Annotated in this window: 21 protein-coding genes; 9 read left to right on the top strand and 12 right to left on the bottom strand. The window is 69.1% G+C overall.

Going from position 1 to position 24,172, the window contains the following annotated elements:
- Positions 1–243 precede the first annotated feature (243 nt).
- The 6 genes from SNAS_RS13100 (at position 244) to SNAS_RS13075 (ending at position 8,404) form a co-directional block, all read left to right on the top strand.
- Positions 244–1,476, top strand: a complete 1,233-nt coding sequence (locus SNAS_RS13100) for a Mur ligase family protein (RefSeq protein ID WP_013017909.1) — start codon at positions 244–246, stop codon at positions 1,474–1,476.
- The gene (locus tag SNAS_RS13095) at positions 1,466–2,185 is read left to right on the top strand and encodes a type 1 glutamine amidotransferase (RefSeq protein WP_013017908.1); all 720 of its coding nucleotides are present in this window, start codon (positions 1,466–1,468) and stop codon (positions 2,183–2,185) included. Before SNAS_RS13100 ends, SNAS_RS13095 begins: the two co-directional genes overlap by 11 nt.
- A 153-nt stretch (positions 2,186–2,338) precedes the next feature.
- Positions 2,339–6,001: a WD40/YVTN/BNR-like repeat-containing protein gene (locus tag SNAS_RS13090; RefSeq protein ID WP_013017907.1), complete on the top strand. Its 3,663-nt coding sequence runs from the start codon at positions 2,339–2,341 to the stop codon at positions 5,999–6,001.
- Positions 6,002–6,133: 132 nt separating this feature from the next.
- Positions 6,134–7,249: a glycoside hydrolase family protein gene (locus SNAS_RS13085; protein ID WP_013017906.1), complete on the top strand. Its 1,116-nt coding sequence runs from the start codon at positions 6,134–6,136 to the stop codon at positions 7,247–7,249.
- 213 nt (positions 7,250–7,462) lie between these two features.
- The gene (locus tag SNAS_RS13080; RefSeq protein ID WP_013017905.1) at positions 7,463–8,068 is read left to right on the top strand and encodes a lytic polysaccharide monooxygenase auxiliary activity family 9 protein; all 606 of its coding nucleotides are present in this window, start codon (positions 7,463–7,465) and stop codon (positions 8,066–8,068) included.
- A 117-nt stretch (positions 8,069–8,185) separates the two neighbouring features.
- Positions 8,186–8,404, top strand: a complete 219-nt coding sequence (locus SNAS_RS13075) for a DUF5703 family protein (protein ID WP_013017904.1) — start codon at positions 8,186–8,188, stop codon at positions 8,402–8,404.
- 4 nt (positions 8,405–8,408) lie between these two features.
- Here the strand turns inward: SNAS_RS13075 and SNAS_RS13070 are convergent, their stop codons facing one another.
- The 4 genes from SNAS_RS13070 to SNAS_RS13055 are packed head-to-tail and all read right to left on the bottom strand — an operon-like array spanning position 8,409 to position 11,917.
- On the bottom strand, positions 8,409–9,074 hold the full coding sequence (locus SNAS_RS13070; RefSeq protein ID WP_013017903.1) for a hypothetical protein: 666 nt from the start codon (positions 9,072–9,074) through the stop codon (positions 8,409–8,411).
- An 11-nt stretch (positions 9,075–9,085) separates the two neighbouring features.
- Complete coding sequence (locus SNAS_RS13065) at positions 9,086–10,417, bottom strand: M20/M25/M40 family metallo-hydrolase (RefSeq protein WP_013017902.1); 1,332 nt, start codon at positions 10,415–10,417, stop codon at positions 9,086–9,088.
- A 9-nt stretch (positions 10,418–10,426) separates the two neighbouring features.
- Positions 10,427–11,050 carry a DUF998 domain-containing protein gene (locus SNAS_RS13060; protein ID WP_144300479.1) on the bottom strand — a complete coding sequence of 208 codons (624 nt, stop codon included), beginning with the start codon at positions 11,048–11,050 and terminating at the stop codon, positions 10,427–10,429.
- 3 nt (positions 11,051–11,053) lie between these two features.
- Positions 11,054–11,917 (bottom strand): SGNH/GDSL hydrolase family protein, encoded by an 864-nt coding sequence (locus SNAS_RS13055; protein WP_013017900.1) that lies wholly within the window; start codon positions 11,915–11,917, stop codon positions 11,054–11,056.
- 130 nt (positions 11,918–12,047) lie between these two features.
- On the opposite strand from SNAS_RS13055, the gene SNAS_RS13050 reads away from it, so the two are divergent.
- Positions 12,048–13,577, top strand: a complete 1,530-nt coding sequence (locus SNAS_RS13050; RefSeq protein WP_013017899.1) for a molybdopterin-dependent oxidoreductase — start codon at positions 12,048–12,050, stop codon at positions 13,575–13,577.
- 1 nt (position 13,578) lies between these two features.
- Here the strand turns inward: SNAS_RS13050 and SNAS_RS13045 are convergent, their stop codons facing one another.
- From SNAS_RS13045 to SNAS_RS13010, 8 genes are all read right to left on the bottom strand, one after another.
- Positions 13,579–14,565 carry a lactonase family protein gene (locus tag SNAS_RS13045; RefSeq protein WP_013017898.1) on the bottom strand — a complete coding sequence of 329 codons (987 nt, stop codon included), beginning with the start codon at positions 14,563–14,565 and terminating at the stop codon, positions 13,579–13,581.
- 27 nt (positions 14,566–14,592) lie between these two features.
- Positions 14,593–15,792, bottom strand: coding sequence for a cation:proton antiporter (locus SNAS_RS13040; protein ID WP_013017897.1), 1,200 nt, complete (start codon positions 15,790–15,792; stop codon positions 14,593–14,595).
- 21 nt (positions 15,793–15,813) lie between these two features.
- On the bottom strand, positions 15,814–16,296 hold the full coding sequence (locus tag SNAS_RS13035) for a cation:proton antiporter regulatory subunit (RefSeq protein ID WP_013017896.1): 483 nt from the start codon (positions 16,294–16,296) through the stop codon (positions 15,814–15,816).
- Positions 16,297–16,430: 134 nt separating this feature from the next.
- Positions 16,431–16,793, bottom strand: a complete 363-nt coding sequence (trxA, locus tag SNAS_RS13030; protein WP_013017895.1) for a thioredoxin — start codon at positions 16,791–16,793, stop codon at positions 16,431–16,433.
- Between the two features lie 15 nt (positions 16,794–16,808).
- Positions 16,809–17,699 (bottom strand): DUF1028 domain-containing protein, encoded by an 891-nt coding sequence (locus SNAS_RS13025; protein WP_013017894.1) that lies wholly within the window; start codon positions 17,697–17,699, stop codon positions 16,809–16,811.
- 158 nt (positions 17,700–17,857) lie between these two features.
- A complete protein-coding gene (locus SNAS_RS13020; protein WP_144300478.1) occupies positions 17,858–18,661 on the bottom strand; it encodes a hypothetical protein in 804 nt (267 codons plus the stop codon).
- 134 nt (positions 18,662–18,795) lie between these two features.
- A complete protein-coding gene (locus tag SNAS_RS37185; protein ID WP_013017892.1) occupies positions 18,796–21,354 on the bottom strand; it encodes an ABC transporter permease in 2,559 nt (852 codons plus the stop codon).
- 3 nt (positions 21,355–21,357) lie between these two features.
- The gene (locus SNAS_RS13010) at positions 21,358–22,095 is read right to left on the bottom strand and encodes an ABC transporter ATP-binding protein (RefSeq protein ID WP_013017891.1); all 738 of its coding nucleotides are present in this window, start codon (positions 22,093–22,095) and stop codon (positions 21,358–21,360) included.
- Between the two features lie 136 nt (positions 22,096–22,231).
- On the opposite strand from SNAS_RS13010, the gene SNAS_RS13005 reads away from it, so the two are divergent.
- Together SNAS_RS13005 and SNAS_RS13000 are read left to right on the top strand one after the other, a co-directional pair.
- Entirely contained in the window at positions 22,232–23,512 is a 1,281-nt protein-coding gene (locus tag SNAS_RS13005) for a sensor histidine kinase (protein WP_013017890.1), read from the top strand.
- Positions 23,500–24,162, top strand: coding sequence for a response regulator transcription factor (locus SNAS_RS13000; RefSeq protein ID WP_013017889.1), 663 nt, complete (start codon positions 23,500–23,502; stop codon positions 24,160–24,162). The genes SNAS_RS13005 and SNAS_RS13000 overlap by 13 nt, the downstream gene beginning before the upstream one ends.
- Positions 24,163–24,172 lie beyond the last annotated feature (10 nt).

Raw genomic sequence — 24,172 nt, 5'->3', positions numbered from 1 at the left:
CTCCACTTTCCTCCACCGTCATGGGCCGTTTGCGTTACTTTTCCCGATACGGACGGTCAAACACCCAGCGTGTCGTCGGTGGAGGAAGGTGGAGGGTTCCGCAAAAATGATCTTGGCCATCCGAGGCTCACCCGTTAGGGGACAAAAATTCGTCCGGGCCTTTTAACCCAGTGGCGGCCAATGGCAATCAGCGTATGTGGCAGACTTTCCCGACGAATTAGTGAGGGACAGGTGACAAAAAATATGATCAACCTTCCACCGCGCGCCCGATTCGCGACCGCGATGTTGCGGACCGCCGCGACCTTGTCGCGGGTGAGCGGGCGTGGCGACGGTTCGGTCATCGGGGGCAAGGTAGGACTGACCATCGAGCCGCGGCTGTTGACGCTGCTGGCGGCCGGGCGGCGGGTGGCGCTGATATCGGGGACCAACGGCAAGACCACCACCACCCGGTTCACCGCCGCGGCCCTCGAGGTCGAGGGACCGGTGGCGACGAACTCGTTCGGGGCCAACATGCCCACCGGTCATACTACGGCGCTGGCCAAGAACCGCGAGGCCGTCAACTGTGCCCTCGAAGTGGACGAACACTATCTGCCGCTGTTGCTGGCCGAGGCCACGCCGCGGGTCATCGCGCTGCTGAACCTGTCGCGGGACCAGCTGGACCGGGCCATGGAGGTGTCCAAACTGGCCGTCAAGTGGCGCGACGCGCTGGCAGCCGCGCCCGACATCCCGGTCATCGCCAACGCCGACGACCCCTGGGTCACCTGGGCCGCCGGGCCCTGCCAGCACGTCACCTGGATCGCCGGCGGGCAGCGCTGGCAGGAGGACTCCTGGGTGTGCCCGCAGTGCGGCAAGCACCTGGAGCGGTTCGGCGAGTTCTGGCGCTGCAACGAATGTGAACTGGCCCGGCCGACGCCGGACTGGAACGTCGACGGCGACCAGGTCATCACGCCCGAGGGCGAGAACATCGAGCTGGACCTGCGGCTGCCGGGTCAGGTCAACCGGACCAACGCGGCCACCGCGCTGGCCGTGGCCAGCACCTTCGGCATCCCGCCCGCGCTGGCCGCGCCGCGACTGACGCAGGTGAAGTCGGTGGCGGGCCGCTACGCGGTGGTGCGACGCGACCGGCGCCGGGTGCGGCTGCTGCTGTCGAAGAACCCGGCCGGGTGGCTGGAGGCCTTCGACATGCTGGAGCCGCGTTGCCCGGTGGTGTTGTCGCTCAACGCCCGCGAGGTCGACGGCTACGACACCTCGTGGATCTACGATGTGGACTTCTCCCCCGTACAGGGGCGGCGGGTGCTGGCCATCGGGGACCGGCGGATGGACCTGGCGGTGCGCCTTCAGGTCAACGGCATCGAGTTCGAGGTCGTCAAGGACATCTCGGCCGCGATCGCCGCCGTCCCGCCCGGCGACGTCGAGGTCATCGCCAACTACACCGCCTTCCAAGACATCCGAGCGGAGTTCGATCGTGTCAACTAGCCTGCTGCGTCTGGTGTGGATCTACCCGGATCTGCTGTCCACCTACGGGGACCGCGGCAACCTGCTGATCCTGGCGCACCGCGCCGAATCCCGGCGCATCCTGACCGAGTCCATCACGGTCCGCTCCGACCGGCCGATTCCCCGCGAGGGCGACATCTACCTGATCGGCGGCGGCGAGGACGGCGCGCAGGCCCTCGCGGCCGAGAAGCTGATCGCCGACGGGGCGCTCAACGAGGCCGCCGGCGCTGGGAAGGTGGTGTTCGCCGTGTGCGCCGGATACCAGCTGCTGGGCGAGTCGTTCGTGGCCTCCGGGCAGGTGCGGGCCGGGCTGGGGCTGTTCGACATGCGCTCCGACCGGGACGTGAAACGGGCGGTGGGCGAACTGTCCGGTGAGGTCAATCCGAAGCTGGGTCTTGAGGACCTGACCGGCTTCGAGAACCACGGTGGCCGCACCCACCTGGGACCGGCCACCATGTCGCTGTCGAGCGTCACCCACGGCATCGGCAACGACGGCAGCACCGAGGGCGCCTGGAGCGGCAAGATGGTGGGGACCTACCTGCACGGCCCGGCGCTGGCCCGCAATCCCGGCCTGGCCGACCAGTTGCTGGCCTGGGCGATCGACCGCGACCGCGACGAACTGCCCGAACTGGACGATTCGTGGATCGGCAAGCTGCGCGCCGAGCGGTTCGCCGCCTTGGCCCCCGCGTGACCGGGTATCTCGTTCGTTCTGAGAACCGTTGCGGGGCAGTGACTCTACCGCCGTAGAGCCCTTGGGCACTTCGCTTTAGGACTCAACTTGAGTTAGGTGATTACAGACGGATGTCTCCGTCACGGGAATCACCGGTGACTCGAGGAGGGCCACATGTTGAAGGAAAACGGCGATCGGTTGGACTACGCCAAACGGCATCGCAAGCTGGAGTGGCGGTCGCAGTGGTTCCACCTGCAACGCAGCGACGACGACCGTGTCATCAACGACGAGCGCGAGCAGGGGCTGAAGCGCAAGCGGGAGATGATCGAGCGGCAGCGCAAGACCGCGAAGCTGCGCACCGCCTACGCTCCGGCCGGTCCGGGCACGCCGTGGTTCTCGATCGGGCCGCGCAACATCAACGGTCGGGTCAAGTGCCTGGCCGTCCACCCGACCGACGCCGACCGCGTCTACGCCGGGGCCGCCAGCGGCGGCGTGTGGCGCAGCACCGACGGCGCCCAGTCCTGGTATCCACTGTGGGACCAGGAGGACTCGCTGGCGATCGGCGGACTGGCCGTCTCCCCCGTCGACCCGGACGTGATCTACGCGGGCACCGGCGAGGGCGTGCGGGCCAACTCCTACGGTTCGGGGCACAACTTCCCCGGCGCGGGCATGTACGTGTCCAACGACGGCGGCAACACCTGGGCTCTGCAGGCGGGACTGGTCAACCGGCGCGTCACCAGGGTGCTGGCCTCACCGGCCAATGTCGACACCGTCTTCGTGGCGGGCCAGGACGGCTTCGAGTACAGCACCGACGGCGGCGCCACCTGGACGACGCTGCTGAGCGGGCAGGTCAGCGACGCGTGCATCGACTCCAGCGGCGACCTGCTGTACGCGTGCGTCCACAATGACGGGATCTACCGCAGCGAGGACGCCGGGGCGTCGTGGAGCCTGCTGGGCGCCGGACCGACCGGGGCCGCGGCCCAGTGGGTGAAGATCGCGATGGGCCTGGGCGGGGCCAGCGGCGAGGACTTCCTGGTGTGCAAGAGCGTCGGCACCGTCCGGGTGACCACCGACGGCGGCGACTCGTGGACGACGCTGCCCGGCAGCCACGGCGCGGGCTGGACCGGCTGGTGCGACCTGGTGGCGGTGTCACCCACCAATGAGGACGTCCTGTACGCCGGCAGCGTCGGACTGGAACGCACCACCGACGGCGGGGTCACCTGGGCGGCGATCCCGGGGCTGCACTCCGACCAGCACCAGGCGGTGTTCGCGCCCTCGGACCCGAACATCGTGTACGAGTGCAACGACGGCGGCTTCTACAAGTCCACCGACGGCGGCGCGAGCTTCAAGAAGGCCAGCCACGGCATGGTCATCAGCCAGTTCTACGACCTGGGTTCGTGGGAGCACATCTCCACCGTCGTGGGCGGCGGCACCCAGGACCAGGGCACCAACATGACCACCGGCGGCCTGACCTGGCGGCCCATCCACGGCGGCGACGGCATGTACTTCGTCACCCACCCCACCGATCCGCGCACCATCTACGCCGAGTACCAGGGCACCCAGATCGAGAAGTCCACCGACGGCGGCAACACCTGGGTCGCCAAGACCGCGGGCCTGGTCGGCACCACGCCGTGGACCGGCGTCATCACCATGGACCCCGACGATCCCGACCGGCTGTACTGCGGCACCAACCGGGTGTTCCGCACCCTCGACGGCTGCGCCACCCCGTGGACGCAGTCGAGCCAGACGCTGGCCGCCACCGTCAGCGCCATCGCGGTGGCCCCGTCGGACTCCAACCGGGTGTACGCCGGCACCGGCAACACCTATTCGCGGGTCGGACAGGGCAATGTGTACCGCAGCGACGACGGCGGCGGCACCAACCCGTGGACCGACGTCACCGACGCCTCGCTGCCGACCTCGCGTCCGGTCACCGACCTGGCGGTGCACGCCGACGACGCCGACAGCGTGTTCGTCACCTACGGCGCCACCGGGATGGGCTCACCGCAGTCGGTGTGGCACTCCGGCGACGCCGGGACCACCTGGACCGACCTCAGCGCCGGGTTGCCCAACGTCAGCGTCAACGCGATCGTGCTGCACCCCACCGACCACGACACCATCTGGGTCGGCACCGACATCGGGGTGTTCCAGTCCACCGACGGCGGCGTCAGCTGGCTGGCCTTCGACAACGGCATCCCCAACGTCGTCATCGCCGACCTGCACATCGACGTCGATGACGAGACGATGTACGCGGCCACCTTCGGGCGCGGCATGTACAAGGTGAGCATCGCCCCGGCCGTCATCGAGCCCAGTGTGGACGTCTACCTGCGCGACAGCATCCTCGACGTCGGAGAGCTGACGCCGTCGCCCAGCGGCGAACCCAACCCCAACGACGTGGGCGACACCGTCCACTTCTGGGAGAGCCCCGACATCAAGGTCGACACCTCGCCGTACTACACGACGGACCCGGTCTTCGACGGCGTGGAGTTCGACGACGACGTCGACCACGAGGACCCGAAACGGACCGTCAACAACCGCTTCTACCTCCAGGTCCACAACCGAGGCTGGGAGCCCACCACCGACGTGTCGGTGCGGGCGTTCTTCGCCTCGGCCGCGGGCGGGCTGCCGAGTCTGCCCAACGCGCTGGTGCCGCCGGACTTCAACCTGTCGTCCACCGTCGACTGGGAGCCGATCGGACCGGCCCAGAACATCAGCGTCCTGGAGCCCAACCGGCCGGTCATCGTGTCGTGGGACTGGACGGTCCCGGCCTCGGCCACCACCCACAGCTGCCTGATTGCGGTGGTGTCGTGCGCCGACGATCCGATCACGACCACCGAGACCAACCCGAACGTGCTGATCAAGAACGAGAAGCGGGTGTGCCTGAAGAACCTGCACGTGATCAACTCGCCCGGCCCGAGGCCGGTGCCGACGCTGGTGCCGATCCTGTTCCACAACGCGCTGCGCGAGGACGACCGCATCGACATCATCGTCAAGCCGGACAACTTCGTCAGCGGCACCATCGGGATGCTCACCGAACCCATCGACATCGACGTCAAGAAGCAGCTGGTGGGTGTCAGCGAGTACAAACTGCGCGAGGGCGAGGACATCGGCACCTGGTACTCGCACCCCGACGAGGACGTCGAGGTCGACCACAAGGAACTGTGGAGCAAGCTCGACCACTCGCGGCTGTTCGAGTTCGACTCGCTGCGGCCCAGCCAGATCCGCGGCGTCTCGGTCAAGGGCGGCGGCAGGCTCCAGGGATTGCTGGTGGTCAAGGGCAACCACAAGATCCCCTACGGGCAGCGCCAGCGGCTGTCGGTGCTGCAACGTCAGCGCGGCGAGATCGTCGGTGGCAGCACCTACGAGGTCCGGCTGCGCCGGGCCAAGGCGCCGCTGCCGGTGTCGCGCATCCGCGTCACCCTGGAGCGGGTGGCCATCACCGGTGACCGGCACTGGCCGTCCCGTAAGGACGCCGCCTGCGTGACCGCGTGCGTGGGCTTCAGCCACGACGCCAAACGCACCGTGTCGACGGTGATCCCGCTGCCCAACGGCAACGCGCTGGCGGCGCGGTCGAAGAAACTGGTGGAGATTCCGCTGGACACGGTCATCTTCGACGGGTTCGTCGGTGAGACCGACGCGATGACGCTGACACTCCACGCTGGAGACCGGTTGCCGCTGCCGCACCCCGCGCGCAGCGTCCGCTACCGCCGCAGCTTCTCCTACCCGCCGGAGACCTGGGTCGCCGCGTACGGACCGCGCGACGAGAACCACTCGCGGTCCAAAGACGACGACGCCGTCGAGTGGGAGGTGTGGTACCGGGTCGAGTCGGTGAAATTCTGATATCGACCGATATAGATCGCTTATTGGTCAAGGCAACTGTGGTTCACACTTGGACTTTCGTTCTGGGTATGCTGTCGTCTTGATGAGTCCTGTGCCCCAGCGGGACCCTCGGACACGACTCTTGGAGGAAGGTTGCGCAGTCTCTTTCGCGGCAGCGACGGGAAGTTCAAGCTCAAGGCCATCACCACCGGTGTGGCCGCGGTTGCCTTGGCCATCACCGGAACCGTCGGCTACGCCGCCTATGCCGATGCCGCTGACTTCCAGGTCGGTATGACCCATGTGAACACTTCCCCGGACATGCACGAGTCCGACCCCGAGGCGCTGGAATCGGCCAAGGGTGTCATGAAGGACGTCGGCGGTCTCCAGAACGCGCACCTGATGGGCTGGGGCACCGCGAATCCGTGGCCGGACCAGAACTCCGACAAGCGGGACTGGAAGAGTCTCGACGCGCGGATGCAGTTGATCGACGAGACCGGTGGCACGCCCGTGATCACCCTGTGCTCGGCGCCGGGCTGGATGAAGCCCAGTGGCGACGACTGGTCCATGGACGAGGCTCCCACCAAGGAGTACTACGACGAGTACGCGCAGCTGGCCGCCGAGACGGCCGAGCGCTACCCGGACGTGAAGTACTTCCAGGTGTGGAACGAGTTCAAGGGTTTCTGGGACGAGTCGAAGAACCGCTGGGACTACGAGGGCTTCACCGAGTTCTACAACAAGGTGTACAAGGCGGTGAAGGAGGTCAGCCCGAACGCGGAACTGGGCGGACCGTACGTCTCGCTGAACACCTACAAGAACGCCGACGAGTCGCCCGCGCCGTCGAAGCTGCAGGGCGAGTGGGGCAACGTCGACCAGCGTGACCTCGACGCGATCGAGTACTGGCTGAAGAACAACGACGGTGCCGAGTTCTTCACCGTCGACGGCGGTACCGAGACCCGCGACGGCTTCTACCCGGACGTGAAGCAGTCCGGTGAGAAGTTCAAGGCCATCACCCAGTGGATCGCTGAGCGCACCGACCTGCCGATCTGGTGGTCGGAGTTCTACGCCTTCTCGGCCCCGCAGGGCCCCAGCTCACCGGAGATGATGAAGTCGGTGCTGTCGGGTATGCGGGAAGGCGGCGCCTCGGTGGCGCTGTGGTGGCAGCCGGAGGAGTCGGCGCAGCCCGACAACATGCCGGGCCTGTGGACCTCGACCGAGAAGTCCGACGGCGGCAAGAAGACCGAGTACGTCGACATCATCGAGAACGCCTGACGGCGTCAGACGTCCGAAAGCCCCGGTTCACGCTCGTCGTGAACCGGGGCTTTCGCTTGGGCTACTTGTTTGTGTTGCGGCGCAGAACAAAGCGGGCACGAAGTCTGGACTCGTCCCATTAATTCATCTACACTTAGCAAAGTTTCTATTTAATGCCGCTCGCCCGGCGGCACAGCGAGATCACCGCCCATCGCATGAACAGGAGCCAAGCCCATGGCCCTTCCCCGATTCACCAAGGTCGCCGCCGCGATAGCGGCAGGCTTCCTCGCCACCGTGGTACTCAGCGTCGTGGCGGCCACCCCGGCCTCCGCGCACGGCTACACCACCAACCCCACCAGCCGGTCCCTCCACTGTAAACAAGGCACCGTGACCAACTGCGGTGCCATCCAGTGGGAGCCGCAAAGCGTCGAAGGCCCGAAGGGCTTCCCCAGCGCCGGTCCGCGCGACGGGGCGCTTTGCGCCGGTGGCGACAGCCGCTGGGCCCCGCTGGACGACCAGCGCGGCGGCACCGGCTGGCCGTCCAAGAAGGTGTCGGCCGGAACCTTCACCTTCAGCTGGCACTTCACCGCGGCCCACGCCACCACCAAGTGGGAGTACTTCATCACCAAGCCCGGCTGGAACCAGACCGCGAAACTGACCCGTTCGGCGCTCGACCTGACCCCGTTCTTGACCGTCCCCTACGGTGGCCAGCGGCCACCGTGGGACATCTCGCACTCCGGGAACCTGCCCTCGCGCAGCGGGCACCACGTGATTTTCGCGGTGTGGACCATCGCCGACACCGGTAACGCCTTCTACCAGTGCTCGGACGTCACCTTCTAACATCACTCTCACCGCACCGGCCCCGGATCTCAGTGGTATCCGGGGCCGGTGACTTTTCCACGAACTCCTCGCGGCTGGGTGGTGGCCAAATCCACGCTGAAAGAGGAAGATGACGGCATGGACGACGAATCGAGTTCACCAGGTTCTTATGAGTACGCCCCGCTGCGCCTGCCGACGGACATAGACAATCTGTCCGCACAGGCGCAGTTGTCTGTGGCCGCCGAGTACGGCGGTTGGGAGCTGGCCCGCGTGCGCCGCTATGCGGACGGGACGCGCAAGGTCACCCTCAGACGCAAGACAAGCAGCAGAACCCTGCTGCCGGGGCTGTGTTTCTAGAACCTCACTTATCCCGGTCCTCGGCGAAGTCGACGTGCCGGTCGTCGGTGTGGAACGACCGCTCGTCCATCCTGCCGATGATCGGACCATCCCCGTCGAGGACGAAGGCGGCGTTCTCGGCCCCGTCGGCGGTGCCGCCGACATCCAGTCCCACGTGGATGTCGTTGATGGCCACGATCCCGTCCAATGGGGTCAGTTCCGGAACGTCCAGACTGCGCAGACTGCCGTCACCGGCGTGCAGCAGTTCCAGCACCGCGTCGCCGATGCCGCGCAGCGGCTGCTCGTCGTCCTCGGGGTCGGGCACCTCCTCGCGGGCCCGCTCGGCCGCGTTCAACAGCGCCGAAACGCTGGGCACCAGGTAATCGCGGCGCTGCCGTACCGCGATCAGGGTCGGCTCGGCGTCGGGTTCCACCGCCTCCTCGGCCACGACGGCGGAGCGAGGGTCGGGCTCGGTCTCGCTCACCTCCAGCGGTTCGACGTCGAACGGGGTGACCTCGTCGAACCGGGTCCGCAGGATCTCGTCGTAGCGGCACGCGGCGTTGTTCAAGTCCACATAGGCGTGCCACACCGACTCGTCGTCGACCCGGCCGGCCGCCGCGCGCACCCGCTCCAGATGGGTGCGGGCGGCGTCGATCATGGCCTCCAGGGCAGCGGTCAATTCGTCCGACATAAGACCCCCATTCAGGTCTGGGAAAGAAACCGGTCCAACACTCGCACACCGAACCGTAGTCCATCGGTCGGAACCCGCTCATCGATGCCGTGGAACAGCGCCGAGAAGTCAAGGTCGGCTGGCAGTTTCAGCGGCGCGAAACCGAAGCCGCGGATGCCGAGCCGGTGGAACGCCTTGGCGTCGGTGCCACCGGACAACATGTACGGAACCGGTCGCGCGCCCGGGTCGAAGTGCCGCAACGACTCGGCCATCGCGTCGACGAGCTGTCCGTCGAAAGTGGTCTCCAGTCCGGGCTGCTGGTGCACGTGCTCGATCTCGATGTCGGGGCCGATGATCTCGCGCAGCTGGGCCAGGAACTCCTCGGTGCGGCCCGGCAGCGGACGGCAGTCGATGGTGGCGGTGGCCTTGCCGGGGATGACGTTCTCCTTGTACCCGGCCTCCAGCCGGGTCGGGTTGGCGGTGTGCCGGATGGTGGCGCCGATGATGCGCGCGATCGGGCCCAGTTTGGCGATCGCGGCTTCGGGATTGTCGTAGTCGATCTCGATGTCGAGGACCTCGGCGACCTCTTCGAGGAAGGCCCGCACCGTGGGGGTCAGCTCGATCGGGAACCTGTGCCGTCCCACCCGGGCCACCGCCTCGCTCAGCTGGGTGACGGCGTTGTCGTCGTGGATCATCGAGCCGTGGCCGGGCCGGGAGTTGACGGTCAGCCGCAGCCAGTCCAAACCCTTCTCGGCGGTCTCGATCATGTACAGCCGCAGGTCGTTGTTGACCGACACCGAGAAGCCGCCGACCTCGCCGACCGCCTCGGTGACGCCGTCGAAGACCTCGCGGTGCTCGTCGATCATGAAGTGGGCGCCGTAGCCGCCGGCGGCCTCCTCGTCGGCCAGGAACATCAGCACGAAGTCGCGCGGCGGCACCCGGCCCTCGCGCTTCCACTGCCGCACCACCGCCAGCAGCATCGCGTCGAAGTCCTTCATGTCCACCGCGCCCCGGCCCCAGATGTAGCCGTCCTTCTCCTCCCCCGAGAACGGGTGCACGCTCCACTCGCTGGCGTCGGCGGGCACCACGTCCAGGTGGCCGTGCAAAAGCAGCGCCGGACGGGAGGAGTCGGCGCCCTCGTAACGGGCCACGACGGTGGCCCGGCCGGGCGCGCTCTCGTAGATCTTCGGCTCCAGACCGACCTCGGCGAGCTTGGCGGCCACGTACTCGGCCGCGGTCCGTTCCCCGGCGGAGGTGTTGGTGTCGCCGGTGTTGGTGGTGTCGATGCGGATCAGGTCACGGCACAGCTCGACGACCTCATCGGCGGCGGTCGGGACCGGGGTTTGCGAGTCGGTGTCTGTCATTCCCCATTCCTACCAGCGCGTCGCGGCGTCGGCCTCGCGTGGTCGCCGGGATCCGGCCGTCGAGGCGCGGTTCGAGGCGAGCATCACCAGCACCGCTGCCAGCGTGAACAGCAGCAGCCGCTGCGGCAGGCCCCGCCAGTCGCGGCCGTCGGCGAAGGTCGGGAAGAAGGTGTTGATGACCACAAGGGCCATGAGCACCACGTTGGTGACCGACAGCCACAGCAGTGCCGGGCGGCGCCAGCCCGTGGTGGTGGCGAAGGCCAGGAACCCGGCGATGATGACCAGGCCGAAGCCGGTGCCGGAGGCGTAGCGGTGGATGTACCCGGCGACGGTGTCGACGCCGGTGCCCGGGTCGGTGGGGAAGACCGCCGCGACCACGAAGGCCAGCGCCGCGGTGGCCAGCACCAGCCGGGGCCAGCCGGTGGTCGTGAGGGCCAGCGCGGTGCACGACACCGCGATACCGGCGGTGGCGATGATGTAACCGGTGAAGCCGGGCTGTTTGTTCTCGTAGATGGACACCGGATGGCGCAGGAAGTCCACCTCGGGCATCGCCACGAACATGAAGACGAAGCTCGCGGCGGCCAGGACGACTCCGGCGATCGCCACGACGTGGAGGGTTTGACGTCGTGTCACGCGTCACGAGGTTAACCGAGTCGGGCGGCGGTGATCCCGCGGGCGTATTAACCACTGGTAGGTGGCCTGCGAGATCGCGGCCTGCCCGGCGGCGTTGAGGTGGAAGTAGTCCCACTTCGACATCTGTTCCAGTGTGAACGGATAGTTGTGGACCAGGCCGCCGTCGAAGCGGCACTTGGGGCCGTAGTCGCGGCACGCCTCTTCCAGCTGGACGTTGTACTCGTCGACCTGGCGGCCCATGCGTTCGCGGCGGTCGACGTCGACCGGTGCGTCCGAGGTGGGGTTGGCCAGCACCGTCTCGCACATCTTGGCCAGCTTCCAGGTGCGCACCGCTTCGGGGTCGGCGCGCCCGATCTCCCACAGCCGCACCACGTCCGGGACGCTCAGCACCAGGATGTCGGCGTCGGGCAGTCCCTGTCTCAGCACCGCCAGGCCCGCGTCCACGTTGGAGCGGTACTTGTCGGTGGGGGTGACGCGTTCCTCGTACAGCGCGCACACGTCGTTGGCACCGATCAGGATCGTGACGTACTCGACCTGCTGCCGCACCGCCTTCTGGGCCTGTTTGACCAGCTGGTTGGAGTCGGCGCCGGTCTGGGCGTTGTTGTAGACGTTGCCCTGGATCTCGGGGTTGACGGCCAGGATGCGGGAGTAGTGCGAGGCGACCTGTTCGCTGTCGCCGGTGCTCCACGACCGCACGGTGCAGTCGAACAGCCAGCCGCAGGAGTTGAAGCCGCGGGTCAGCGAGTCGCCGAGCGCCGCCATCGAGGAGGGGACGTCGCCGGTGGCTCCGGCGGGTGCCTGTGCCGAGGCCAGCAACACACACGAGGCGAGACCGACGAGGAACAGGCGCCACGGGCGAGACAGCATTTCGACCTCCTTCACGAGAAACTTCCCCCCATCCTGGCATCAGCATTCGCCGAACGCAGACATTTGTCCGACTGCCGTGAACCTTACGGTCCGATTACCGTTGTGGGTTTTCGTCACGCGACGGTGCAAGATGGATGGCGTGACCATCACAACGCGCCGGGCGGCCATTGCCGGGATCGCCGCCGCCGCAACGGCTTTGGGACTCGGGGAAATTGTCGCCGCCTTCATCACGCCACTGTCGGCGCCGCTGTCGGCCGTCGGTGACGCCGTCATCGCGATCTCGCCGGAAGGGCTGGACCGCTGGGCGAAGGAGACTTTCGGCACCGCCGACAAACCGCTGCTGCTGGGCGGGACGCTGGTGCTTTTGGGGGTGTTCGCCGCCGGGATCGGGATTCTGGCCCGGCGTCGGCTCGCCTACGGCATGGCCGGGATCGTGGTGTTCACCGCGATCGGCGTGCTGTCGGCGGTCACCCGTCCGACCGCCGAGGCGCTGGCGGCGCTGCCGTCGGTGATGGGCGGGGCGGGAGCCGCGGTGCTGCTGTACCTGCTGCTGGAGTTGCCCGCCGGTCAGGAACCGGCGGCCGAGGATCCCCGGATGTTCGGGCGGCGGCGGTTCATGGTGACCGCCGGTGCCGCCGTCGCGGCGGCGGGGGTGGGCGGCTTCGCGGCCCGGACGCTGGGCCAGGGTTCGATGGTCGAGCAGGCGCGCGGCGAGATCAAACTGCCCGCACCGGCCGACCCGGCTCCGGGGCTGCCGGCGTCGACGAAGCTGAAGGTCAAGGGGATCACGCCGTGGCACACCCCCAACGGCGACTTCTACCGCATCGACACGGCGCTGACGGTGCCCAAACTGGACCCGGCGCAGTACCGGCTGCGGGTGTACGGCCGGGTGGAACGGGAACTGGACCTCAGTTACCAGGACATCCTCGACATGCCGCTCATCGAGCGCGACATCACCATCAGCTGTGTCTCCAATGAGGTCGGTGGCCCGTTGGTGGGCAACGCCCGCTGGCTGGGGGTGCGGCTGTCCGACATCCTGGACAAGGTCAAACCCCACAAGGGCGCCGACCAGTTGGTGGGCCGGTCGAGTGACGGCTTCACCGCCGGAGCGCCGACGGAGTTGTGCCGCGACGGCCGGGACGCGATGCTGGCGGTGGGCATGAACGGTGAGCCGCTGCCGGTGGACCACGGTTTCCCGGTGCGGATGATCGTCCCGGGCCTGTACGGGTACGTGTCGGCCACGAAGTGGCTGACGGAGTTGCAGCTGACCAGCTTCGACGACTTCGACGCGTACTGGATTCCGCGCGGCTGGTCCACCCCCTCCCCCATCAAGACGACCTCCCGTATCGACACGCCAAGTTCGAGTGCCAAGGCGGGCACGGTGACGGTGGCCGGGGTCGCGTGGGCGCAGCACCGGGGCATCGAAGCGGTGGAGGTTCGGGTGGACAATGAGGACTGGCGCGAGGCCGAGCTGGCCGCCGAGGCGTCCACGGACGTGTGGCGGCAGTGGAAGTGGACCTGGAAGGACGCCGAACCCGGAACGCACACCCTGACGGTGCGCGCCGTCGACGGCGACGGCGAGACCCAGACCGAGAAGGTGGCGCCGGTGGCGCCCGACGGGGCGACCGGCCTGCACTCGGTGAAGGTCACCGTCGAGTAGGTCAGTCCGACAACGCCAGCACGCTGGTGACGCCGTCGAAGCCGATGACGGGACCGGACGGTACCGGGATGCCGTCGTCGAGGTCGAAACCGGTGACGGTTCCGGAGCGTTCGTTGGCGACGTACAGCCGCTGACCGTCCGGGGACAGGCAGGCGTCGCGGGGCCAGATGCCACCACAGTCGACGGTTTCACGCAGGGTGAAGTCGGCGGTGTCGACGACGGCGATCGAGTCCTCGCCCCGGTTGGTGACGTAGACGTTCGCGCCGTCGGGCGACACGAGGACGGCGCCGGGATAGTTGCGGACCCGGCCGTGGCTGGTGTCGATCGACTTGCCGGGCGACAGGACGCCGGAGCCCGAGTCCCAGTCGCACATCACCAGTTGGGAGCTCAGTTCGGCGGCGACGTACGCGTGCCGGGCGTCGGGCGCGAAGGCCAGGTGCCGTACGCCGTGCCCCGGCGGGAACGCCGCGACGGAGTGGCGGCGGAGTCGGTACTCGTCGAGGCGGTACACGACCACCTCGTCGGCGCCGAGGTCACAGGCCACAATCCACTGTCCGCTGGGGTCAGTGACGGCCTGGTGAGCGTGTGGGCCCTCCTGGCGCTGCGGGTCCGGGCCGGTACCGGAGTGGCGGACGACGCTGGCCCCGATACCGGGGGTTCCGTCGGCGGCCAGTGGGACCACGCCGAGGCTGCCGCCGGTGTAGTGCGACACGAGCGCGTGGCGGCCGTCGGGGTGGAGGCTGACGTGGCACGGGCCGGTGTCGCCGCTGAGGCGCGCGACGATCTCGCCGTCGAGGTCGGAACCGTTGTGGCGCAGGGCCAGCAGCTTGCCGGGGCCGTCGGGGTCCTCGCTGACCGCGTACAGCCACGAGCGGTCCGACGCGGCGGCGACGAAGGTCGGTTGCAGTAGTTCGCGGCGCGCGGTGACGGCGCCGGTGGCCGTGTCGGCCACGCCGACGGCGGTGTGGCTGCCCAGGATCAAACGCATCGGGCGATCATAGAACAGTAAATTGTGTTAACCAATACTTTCGGCGAGCGAATCCTGCCGCTGCTTCGCGGCGGCCTTGCGTTTGCGGCGCCTGCGGCCCTTGGCCACCGGCTCCACCAGCCGCGACAGCAGCGGGCCCAGGACGATGAGCACCAGTACGTACGCGGCGACCAACGGACCGAGTTTGGGGTCGACCATCTTCGAGGTCACCGCCAGGCCCGCGATCACGATGCTGAACTCGCCGCGCGGGATCAGCAGGGTTCCGGCGCGCAGCGCACCGGTGGATCCGACTCCGGCGCGGCGGGCGGCGACCCAGCCGGTGGTCATCTTGGTGGCGATGCCGACGACGGCCAGCGCCACCGCGATGCCCAGCACCGGCGGCAGTGTCTCGGGATCGGTCTGGAGACCGAAGGCGACGAAGAAGATCGCCGCGAACACGTCCTTGAGGGGGGCGATGAGTTCGCGGGCGCTGTGGGCCAGCTCCCCCGACAGCGTGATGCCGACCAGGAAGGCGCCCACGGCCGCCGAGACGTGGACGTGCTCGGCCAGGCCCGCGATCAGCAGCACCAGACCCAGCACCTTCAGCACCAGGATCTCGTTGCTGGGGCTGCGCAGGAACGCCTCCACGATGCCACCGAACTTCGCGGCGATGAGCAGCGCGACGGTGACCGCCGCCGCGGCGATGGCCAGGCCGAGGCTGGCCTGCGCCAGTGCCAGACCGGCCAGCAGGGTGGTGACGATCGGCAGGTACAGGGCCATGGCCAGGTCCTCCATCACCAGGATGGACAGGACCGTGGGAGTTTCGCGGTTACCGAGCCAGCCCAGGTCGCCCAGGACCTTGGCGGTCACACCCGAGGAGGTCACGTAGGTGACGCCGCCCATGACCATGGCGGCCACCGGGCCCCAGCCCAACAGCAGCGCGATCCCGACGCCGGGGGCGGCGTTGATGACGAGGTCCAGCACCCCGACCGGGGCGCCCTTGCGCATCGTCCCGAACAGTTCGCCGACCGTGTATTCCAGGCCCAGGACGAACAGCAGCAGCACGACGCCGATCTCGCCGCCCACCTCGATGAAGCCCTCGGCGGCGTCCAGCGGTGCCACTCCGCCGAGGCCGAAGCCGAGCCCGGCCAGCAGGTACAGCGGGATCGGCGAGATGCCGAACCGCCCGGCCACCGCCGACAGCACGCCCAGCCCGAGGATGACTCCGCCCAGCTCGAACAGCACCATAGCCGTTTCCACTTGGCGGCCCTATCCGTTGGCCAGCAGCGATTCGACCGCGTTGGTGCCGTCCTCGGTGCCGATGACCACCACGACGTCGCCCGTCTCGAAGCGGAAGTCGGGACGGGGGCTGGCGATCACCTCGCCGTGCCGAACGACCGCCACTATGGACGCTCCAGTGCGGGATCGGGCTTGCGTGTCACCGAGGGTGCGGTGGTCGAAAGGGGAACCGTCGTGGATGCGCACCTGCCGCGACACCAGGCCGTCGGCCTGCCGCTCCAGTTCGGCCAGCCGCTCCACGATCCGCGCGCCGCCCAGCAGTTCGGCCAGCACGTTGGCCTCCTCACCGGACAGGACCACACACTCACTGGTGGAGTCGGGGTCGTCGGGGTCGTAGACGATCAGTTCGCGACGGCCGGACCGGTGCGTCACCACGCCCATGCGGCGGCCGCGCTCGGTGCCGAACTCGTAGCGAAGCCCGATGCCCGGGAGAGCGGTCCGTTCAACGTCCAATGTGGGTCCTTTGTAGCTCGGCGAACTTGTGAGCCGACAATGAGCACTGTAATAGCGGTACCCCCGTTTCCCGCGTGTACGTGCCGGTCGGCAACCGATCTTGCCATGCCGACCGGCACTGACCGGTGCGGGTGTCAGTTGTCCTCGGCGGCGATCTGGGCGCGCACCTCGTCCATGTCGAGGTCACGGACCTTGCCGATGATCTCGTCGAGGGCGGTGGCCGGAAGCGCGCCCGGCTGCGCGAACACCAGGATGCCGTCGCGGAACGCCATCAGCGTCGGGATGGAGGTGATGTTGGCGGCCTGGGCGATGCCCTGCTCGGCCTCGGTGTCCACCTTCGCGAAGACGACGTCCTCGTGCTTGTCGCTGGCGGCTTCGAAGACCGGCCCGAAGCGCTTGCACGGACCACACCATTCCGCCCAGTAATCGACGAGGACGATGCCGTCGGCTTCGATGGTGGAGTTGAAGGTCTCTTCGGTGAGTTCGATTGTGGCCACGGCCCGTGCGCTCCTTCATAGTCGTCCGATATGGGAGATACCACCCACGGGTATGTGTAACTCGTTCGTCCCGGGGGCTATTCCCGCCACCGCCCGGCGCAGCTCGGCCAGCACCAGCGGGTCGATACCTCCAGGCACCATACGCTCTTCCAGATTGGCGATCCCGGCCCAGGAGTGCAGGGCGGTCTCGACCTCCCCGGCGTGCCCGAGCCGGGCCAGCAGCTGGCCGACCTCGGCCGACAGGGTGGCGTCGAAGGCCATCACCAGCGCGGGGTCGGGTTTGCCGAAGTACAGCCGGTGCGCGTGCACCAGCCGGGTCAGTTCGGTCACCGGGTCGGTGTGGTCGTCGACCCGCAGATCCATGGCGACGTCGCTGGTGCCGCCGTAGCCGGTGTTCTTGCCCACGATGTGGATGGCGGCGCTCTGGCGGCCGCGTTTGTCGCCCCCGGCCTGGTCCCCGGCCGCCAGCGCGGCCAGCAGCCGGGTGGCGAAGTCGCCGTCGGTGTCGAGCCAGGCGTCGCGCATGGCGTCGACGACGTCGGGGCCGGTGAGGATGTTGCCCTGGACGGCGTAGCCGGGGCCGCAGTGGCCACCGGCCCAGGCGTGGCAGGCGGCGCCGGTGTAGGTGGCGCCGTCGCCGGAGGCACCCACGATGCCCAACTGCCGATGGTCCCGCTCGTCGTCGGCGGCGGTCAGGCCCGCGACGGCCCCGGCGGCGGTGACGCCGGTGCGCAGCATGGTGAGGGCCTGCGGCCGGTAGGCGAGGTTGGCGTAGGACTGGGTGGCCACGGCGCCGATGGTCGCCTCGGCGGCGGGCACGGCCGCGCCGACGGCGAGGAACTTGCTGGCCACGGCGACTCCGTGCAGCTTGCCGTCGTCGGAGCGGGCCACGATCGAGAACGTCATGTCCGGACGATACCGGCCTGGCAGCGGTCGACGAGGGCTTGGCTGGCCTGGCCTAGCTCGGGCCACAGGCTGGCGGCTGGGCTGGGCTGGGCTGGGCTGGGCTGGGCTGGGGCCAACGCGGCCGTCGGGCCGGGGCTACGGCTCGGACGGGGTGGGGGTCACGGTTGGGGTGGGCCGGTGACGGTGGTCTCGGGGGCGGGTTCGCCGCGTATGACGGGGGTGGGTGGCGGTGGGGCGGTGGCCGGGTGGTCGGTCGGGGTGGCCGGGATCGTGTCGGGCCGGGCCTCGTAGATGGCCGGGAGCCGTTGCCAGCGCGCGATCGTGCGCAGTTGACCGGCGGCGTGCTGGATCGCGGGGTCGGCCGCGAACTGCATGGCGCGTTCGAGCATGTGGATCTCGCCGACGGCGCGGATCTGGCGGGTCTTGTTGTCGGCCAACAGGATCGGGAACTTGTGTCCGTCGTCGCGGTACAGCAGCAGCACTGGAACGTACACACACGGCGCGGTGCCGTTGGCGATCTGCTTGTCGAGAGCCTTGTGGACCATCTCGATCCTGGTCTGGCGCTGCGCCTCGGTCAGCGCCTTGGAGTTGACGAGGTCGCTGTCCACCAGCCAGTCCAGCCGCACTTCGGCTCGGGCGCGGGTGAGGTCGAGGACGGTCTCGGTCTTTCGCGGCATGCCCACGATCGTCAGCTGGGTGCCGTTGAGGTACAGCCGTTCGGCGGCCTTGCGACCCTTGTTGATGCCGACGGCCAGCGGAATGGAGACGAACAGCGCGGTTCCGCAGACGGCACCGGTAATGAACGCTGCCCAGTCGTTGCCGCTTTCGGGACGCGCCTGGTAGGTGATCAGGAAGTAGAAGACCGGGTACCCGAGTCCGATGACCAACGCGACGATCTTGAACCGGCGCGCCGAGGCCAGCTGCTTCTTGAGCGCGGCGGCGTCCTCGACGCGCGGGGACATCTCATGGCCACGGTAGGGCGAGGTGGTCACTGGGGGCCTTTCGTGCCTGGTGGCCGCGACGGGCTGTGGCGGCGGCGCTGGTTCCGGGATTGTAGAACACCGGCGGCCGTCGTCCACAGTGAATCGGGCGGGGGTCACTCCCGGATGCCGATACCCTCGACCGGGCGGGTGCGCAGTGCCAGCCGGGTGGTGAGCATGATCGAGGCGGTGGCGATCAGCGCCGCGACGGCGAGAATGCCCAGGTAGATGGGCAGTGAGATCGCCGGGATGGCGTCGCGGCGTTCGGTCAGCCCCAGGCTCACCCCCACCAGCGGGGGCAGCGCCAGCAGGGAACCCAGCACCGTCGCCACGGCGATCACCACCACGGTCTCGACCCGCATCATGGCAAGTACCTGCCGCCGTCGGGTGCCGACCAGCCGCAGCAGCGAGAACTCGCGCCGTCGTTGCGAGGTGGCCATCACCAGCGTGTTGGAGACGCCGATCGCGATGTACCCGAAGACGGCGGCCAACAGCAGCAGTGTCGCCAGGCCCTGTGTCGCGGCCTGGTCCTGTCCGGCGGCGCCCACGGATTCCGGGGTCCGCACGGTGACGCCGACGTATCGCCCGGTCAGGTGGCGCAGCGCGGTGTCGAGCCGGTCGCGATCGGCGGAGTCCTCGGCGGCCACCAGTACTGACTCGTCCAGGCCGTTGGGGGTGTGTGCCAGCAGCAGCCGGTGCGGCAGCGTGATGTCGCCGAAGCCGAGCCCGTTGCCGTAGACGGCCACGACCTTCGGACGGATGGCGGTGCCGTCGGCCAGGTGCAGTCGGACCCGGTCGCCGACGCGGGTGCCGAGGATGTCGGCGGCGGCGAGGCTCAGCGCCACCGTCTCGCCGCGCAGCCGGTCGGTCCGGCCGTCGCGCACGTCGAGGTTCACGGTGTCGGCCAGGCCGTTCGGGTCGAGGCCCTGCGCGGCGAAGACCCGGGTGGTGGGGTTCTTCGAGCCGCCGACATGGTGTTCGCCGCGCACCTGCTGTCGCACCAGCGGGGTCGCGGAGGCGCCGTCGAGGTCACGGATCTTCGCGGCGAGCCCGGGATCCAGGCCGCTGTCGCCGGAGACCACGAAGTCGGCTCGCACCCCGGTTTCGGCCTGGTCGGCGGCGATCGCCGCGCGGGTGGTGCCGGTGAAGATCTGCACCGAGGCGATGGCGACGGCCAGCACCAGCGGGGTGATGGCGGCGGCCAACCGTCGGGCGTTGCCTCGGGTGTTGGCGGCGGCGAGGTATCCGCTGACTCCCAGGCCGCGGCTGAGCACCGGCCCCAGCAGCCGGATCGACGCGGCGGCGATCCGTGGTCCCAGCAGGCCGACGGCGATCACCAGCACGACAACCGACATCGCCGCCGCCCCGGTCGCGGTGTCGCCATCGACGAGGATCGGCAGCATCGACATCGCCAGTCCGGCCAGCAGGGTCACGACGCCGGACACCGCGCGGGCCCGGCCCAGTCGCGGCGTCTGCACCGCCGCGGCCCCCAGCGCTTCCACGGGGCGGATCCGTACCGCCTTGCGCGCCGACACCCACCCGGCCAACCGGGCCGCCGCGACACACAGGACCACCGCGACCAGCATCGGGACGGCGCCGATCGTCAACGGCAGATCCGTTGGTACCAGGCCGATCCCGGCGAAGGCGTCGCGCAGCAGCGAACTGAGGAGCACGCCGAGTCCGGCGCCGAGGATGCCCGCCGTCGCCGACACCAGTAGGGTCTCGGCGCCGATGAGCCGGTGCAGTTGCCGTGGCGTGGCGGCGATGGCGCGCAGCAGCGCCAGTTCGCGTTGCCGCTGCTGCAACTGGAGTGCCAGCGTGCTGATGACGATGAACAGCGCCACCATGAAGGCGATCCCGCCGAAGGACCCGGCCACCGCGACCAGGGTGTTCTTGGCGGTGCCGATGTCGAGGAACTCGATGGAGCCGCGGTCGGCGCCGGTGAAGACGCGGGCGTCCTGGCTGTGGGCGGAAACGGCGGTTTCGACGCGGGGCGCGAGGGTCGCGGCGGTCTGGCCGTCGGCGGCGATGACGCCGATGGCGTCGACCTGGCCCGGGTGCCCGGACAGTGTCTCGGCCTGTTCGGGGGTGAAGAACACCGACGGTTCCCGCAGGCCGCCCGACCGCGACGCGACACCCACCACTGTGTACGAGCGTGGCGCGGATCCGACCGCGATCTCCAACCGGTCACCGGTTTCCGCGTCCGCGTGTGCGGCGACCCTACTGTCGAGCACCACCTCGTCGGACGTTTCCGGGGCCCGGCCCCGGGTCAGGTCCAGCGGTGCCAGGCTCGCCGAGTCCCAGCCGTGTCCGGTGATCGGGCGTCCGGCGATCTCGGTGACGCCGTCGCCGGACGCGAGGCTCACCGGCACCGAGTGGTCGGCCACGGCGGCCTCCACGCCGGGCACGTTCTCGATCACCGGCACCAGGTCGGCGGGCAACCGAACCCGGTCGCCGTAGGAGACGTCGGGGACGTTGGGCAGTTCCAGCGACTGGTTGGCGGCCACGACGACCTCGGCACCGGCGTAGCGCTGCGGCGGCAGGTTCGAGCGCAGGCCCGACTCCAGCAGGATGCCGCACCCGGTGATCAGGGCCGCTGCGGTCAGCAGGGCGATGAACGCGCCGACGAAGCCGCCCATGCGGCCCCGGATCGTGCGCCAGGCGAGGGTGAGCACGGTTCACCACTCCCCCAACGTGGTCAGCCGCGCGGCCACCTGTTCGGGATCGGGCCGGCGCAGTTCCCCGGCGAGTTTCCCGTCGGCGAGGAACACCACCCGGTCGGCCCAGGAGGCGGCCACCGGGTCGTGGGTCACCATCAGTACCCGCTGCCCGAAGGTGTCGACCATGCGCCGCAACAGTTCCAGCACCTGCTGGCCGGTGCGGGTGTCGAGTGCGCCGGTCGGTTCGTCGGCGAAGACGACGGCGGGTCGGGTGATCAGGGCCCGCGCGATGGCGACCTGCTGCTGTTGGCCGCCGGACAGTCGCGCCGGACGATGCGTCAGGCGCTGGTCCAGCCCCACCTGCGTCACGATCTCGGCCAGCCAGTCCGGGTCGGCGCGGGCCCCGGCCAGCCGCAGCGGCAGCGTGATGTTCTGTTCGACGGTCAGCGATCCGATGAGGTTGTACGCCTGAAAGATGAAGCCGATCCTGGTGCGGCGCAACTCGGTCAGTGCCGTCTCCGACAGCGTCGCCAGGTCGGTGGCGCCCAGCCACACCGAGCCGGAGCTGGGCCGGTCGAGTCCGGCGGCGCAGTGCAACAGTGTGCTCTTGCCCGAGCCCGAGGGCCCCATCACGGCGGTGAAGCCGCCGCCGGGCAGGTCGAGGTCGACGCCTCGCAGTGCCTTCACCGTGCCGTAGTCCTTGGTAACGGCTTCGACGCGCACCACCTCGGTGTCCGTGCGCCCGATTGTGTCCATTGTCGGCTCTCCTTGACGCCTCGTGATGGCGCCGAGACTATGGAGCCGAACCGGCAGTGGACAATATGGTGGGATAGCCGTTTCGGGGTATAGCCAGCTATACCCGCGGCGGCGGGAAGCGACGAGGTCAGCGATCGTGAACAGCGACAACACAAGCGGGCCGGGGATGTTCGGCCGTCGGGTGCGCATCACTGTGCGCGCCTGCGGTCACCTGGTCGGCGGTATCGCCACGGCGTTGCCCGCGCTGGTCACGCTCGGGCTGCTGCCGTTGCTGACCGTTTCGATGAGTGTGCTGCTCATCGGGGTGTTCGGGCTGCCGTACCTGGTGCTGTGGATCCGGGTGCTGGCCGGGCGGGAGCGGCGACGGTTGTCGCGTTATCTGGGCCGCGACGCCCCGGCCGCGTATCGCCGTATCGAGGGACCGGCGTCGACCCGGTTGCGGATCGCGCTGACCGACGGCGCCACCGGTCGCGACCTGCTGTGGCTGCTGTTCCAGGCCACCGCCGGGCTGGTGGTGAGCCTGTTCGGGTTGGCGTTGTCGGTGGCGGTGTTGTTCGCCGCCTCGGTTCCACTGTGGTGGTACTTGGTTCCGGAGGGCCGTCCGGTCAGCATGCTGTATCCGGTCGACTCGTGGCCCGACGCCGTCGGCATGCTGGGGCTGGCGGTGGGGCTCTTCGGCATCGCGATGCTGGCCGCGCCGCCGTTGGCGCGCTGGCACGCCCGGGCCGGACGCCGGTTGCTGACCTCGCCGACGCGCCGCCGCAAGCACCTGGCCGAGCAGGTCGCCGAGCTGACCGCCAGCCGGGCCGCGGCCCTTGACGCCCATGGCATCGAGCTGCGCCGCATCGAACGCGATCTGCACGACGGGGTCCAGAACCGGCTCGTCGCCGTCACCATGCACCTGGGGATGGTCGAACGGGCGCTGTCGCGGGAGCCGTCGCGGCCCGCGACCGCGCTGCCGCTGGTGCGCGAGGTCCAGGAGACCGCGGTGGAGGCGCTGGCCGAGCTGCGGCAGGTGGTGCGGGCGGTGTATCCGCCGATCCTGGCCGACCGCGGGCTGGGCGGTGCCTTGGCGGCGCTGGCGGCCCGCTGCCCGATATCGTGTGACCTGCGAATCGGGGACCTGCCGCCGATTCCGGCGGCCCTGGAGGCGACCGGGTACTTCATCGTCGCCGAGTCGCTCACCAACGCGGTGAAGCACAGTGGAGCATCCCGGGTGGAGGTCAGTGTCTCCGGCGGGAAAGGCGATCTCATGGTCACCGTGACCGATAACGGCGACGGCGGTGCCGACGCGACCGGCGGCACCGGGCTGCTCGGGCTGCGCCGCCGCGTCGAGGCCCACTGGGGACGGTTCACGCTCGACAGTCCGCCGGGCGGGCCGACCGTGATCGAGGCGGTGCTGCCGTGCGAGTGGTGATCGTCGAGGACGACGCGCTGCTGCGCCGGGGTCTGACGCTGCTGTTGGAGTCGGAGGGTTTCGAGGTCGCGGCGAGCACGACCACCGCCGAGGAGTTCCTCGAAGCGGTCGACCGGGAGCGTCCCGACATCGCCGTGGTGGACGTGCGGCTGCCGCCCACGTTCCGCGACGAGGGACTGCGCGCCGCGGTCGAGGCGCGGCGGCGCCACAGGGGACTGCCGGTGCTGGTCCTGTCGGCGCATGTGGAACACGACTACGCCACCCAGCTGCTGTCCGACGGCGACGGCAGGGTCGGGTATCTGTTGAAGGAGCGGGTCGGGAAGGTCGAGGAGTTCCTCGACGCGATCCGCCGCGTCGTGGACGGCGGTGCCGCGATCGACCCGGAGGTGATCTCGCAGCTGCTGGCGGGCCAGAAGTCGTCCGGACGGGTGCTGGGCAAACTCAGCGCGCGCGAGCACGAGGTGCTGGGGTTGATGGCCGAGGGCTACGGCAACGGCAGTATCGCCGCGACGTTGGTCATCACCGAAACCGCGGTGAGCAAACACATCCGCAACATCTTCGCGAAGCTCGACCTGCCGCAGAGCGAGACCGGGCACCGGCGGGTGTTGGCGGTGCTGGCGTACCTTCAGGCGTCGAATCGGTTCGGGTGAACCGGCCGCT

This window comes from Stackebrandtia nassauensis DSM 44728 (assembly GCF_000024545.1).
Lineage (GTDB): Bacteria > Actinomycetota > Actinomycetes > Mycobacteriales > Micromonosporaceae > Stackebrandtia > Stackebrandtia nassauensis.
This window is presented reverse-complemented; position numbering and strand designations above follow the sequence as displayed.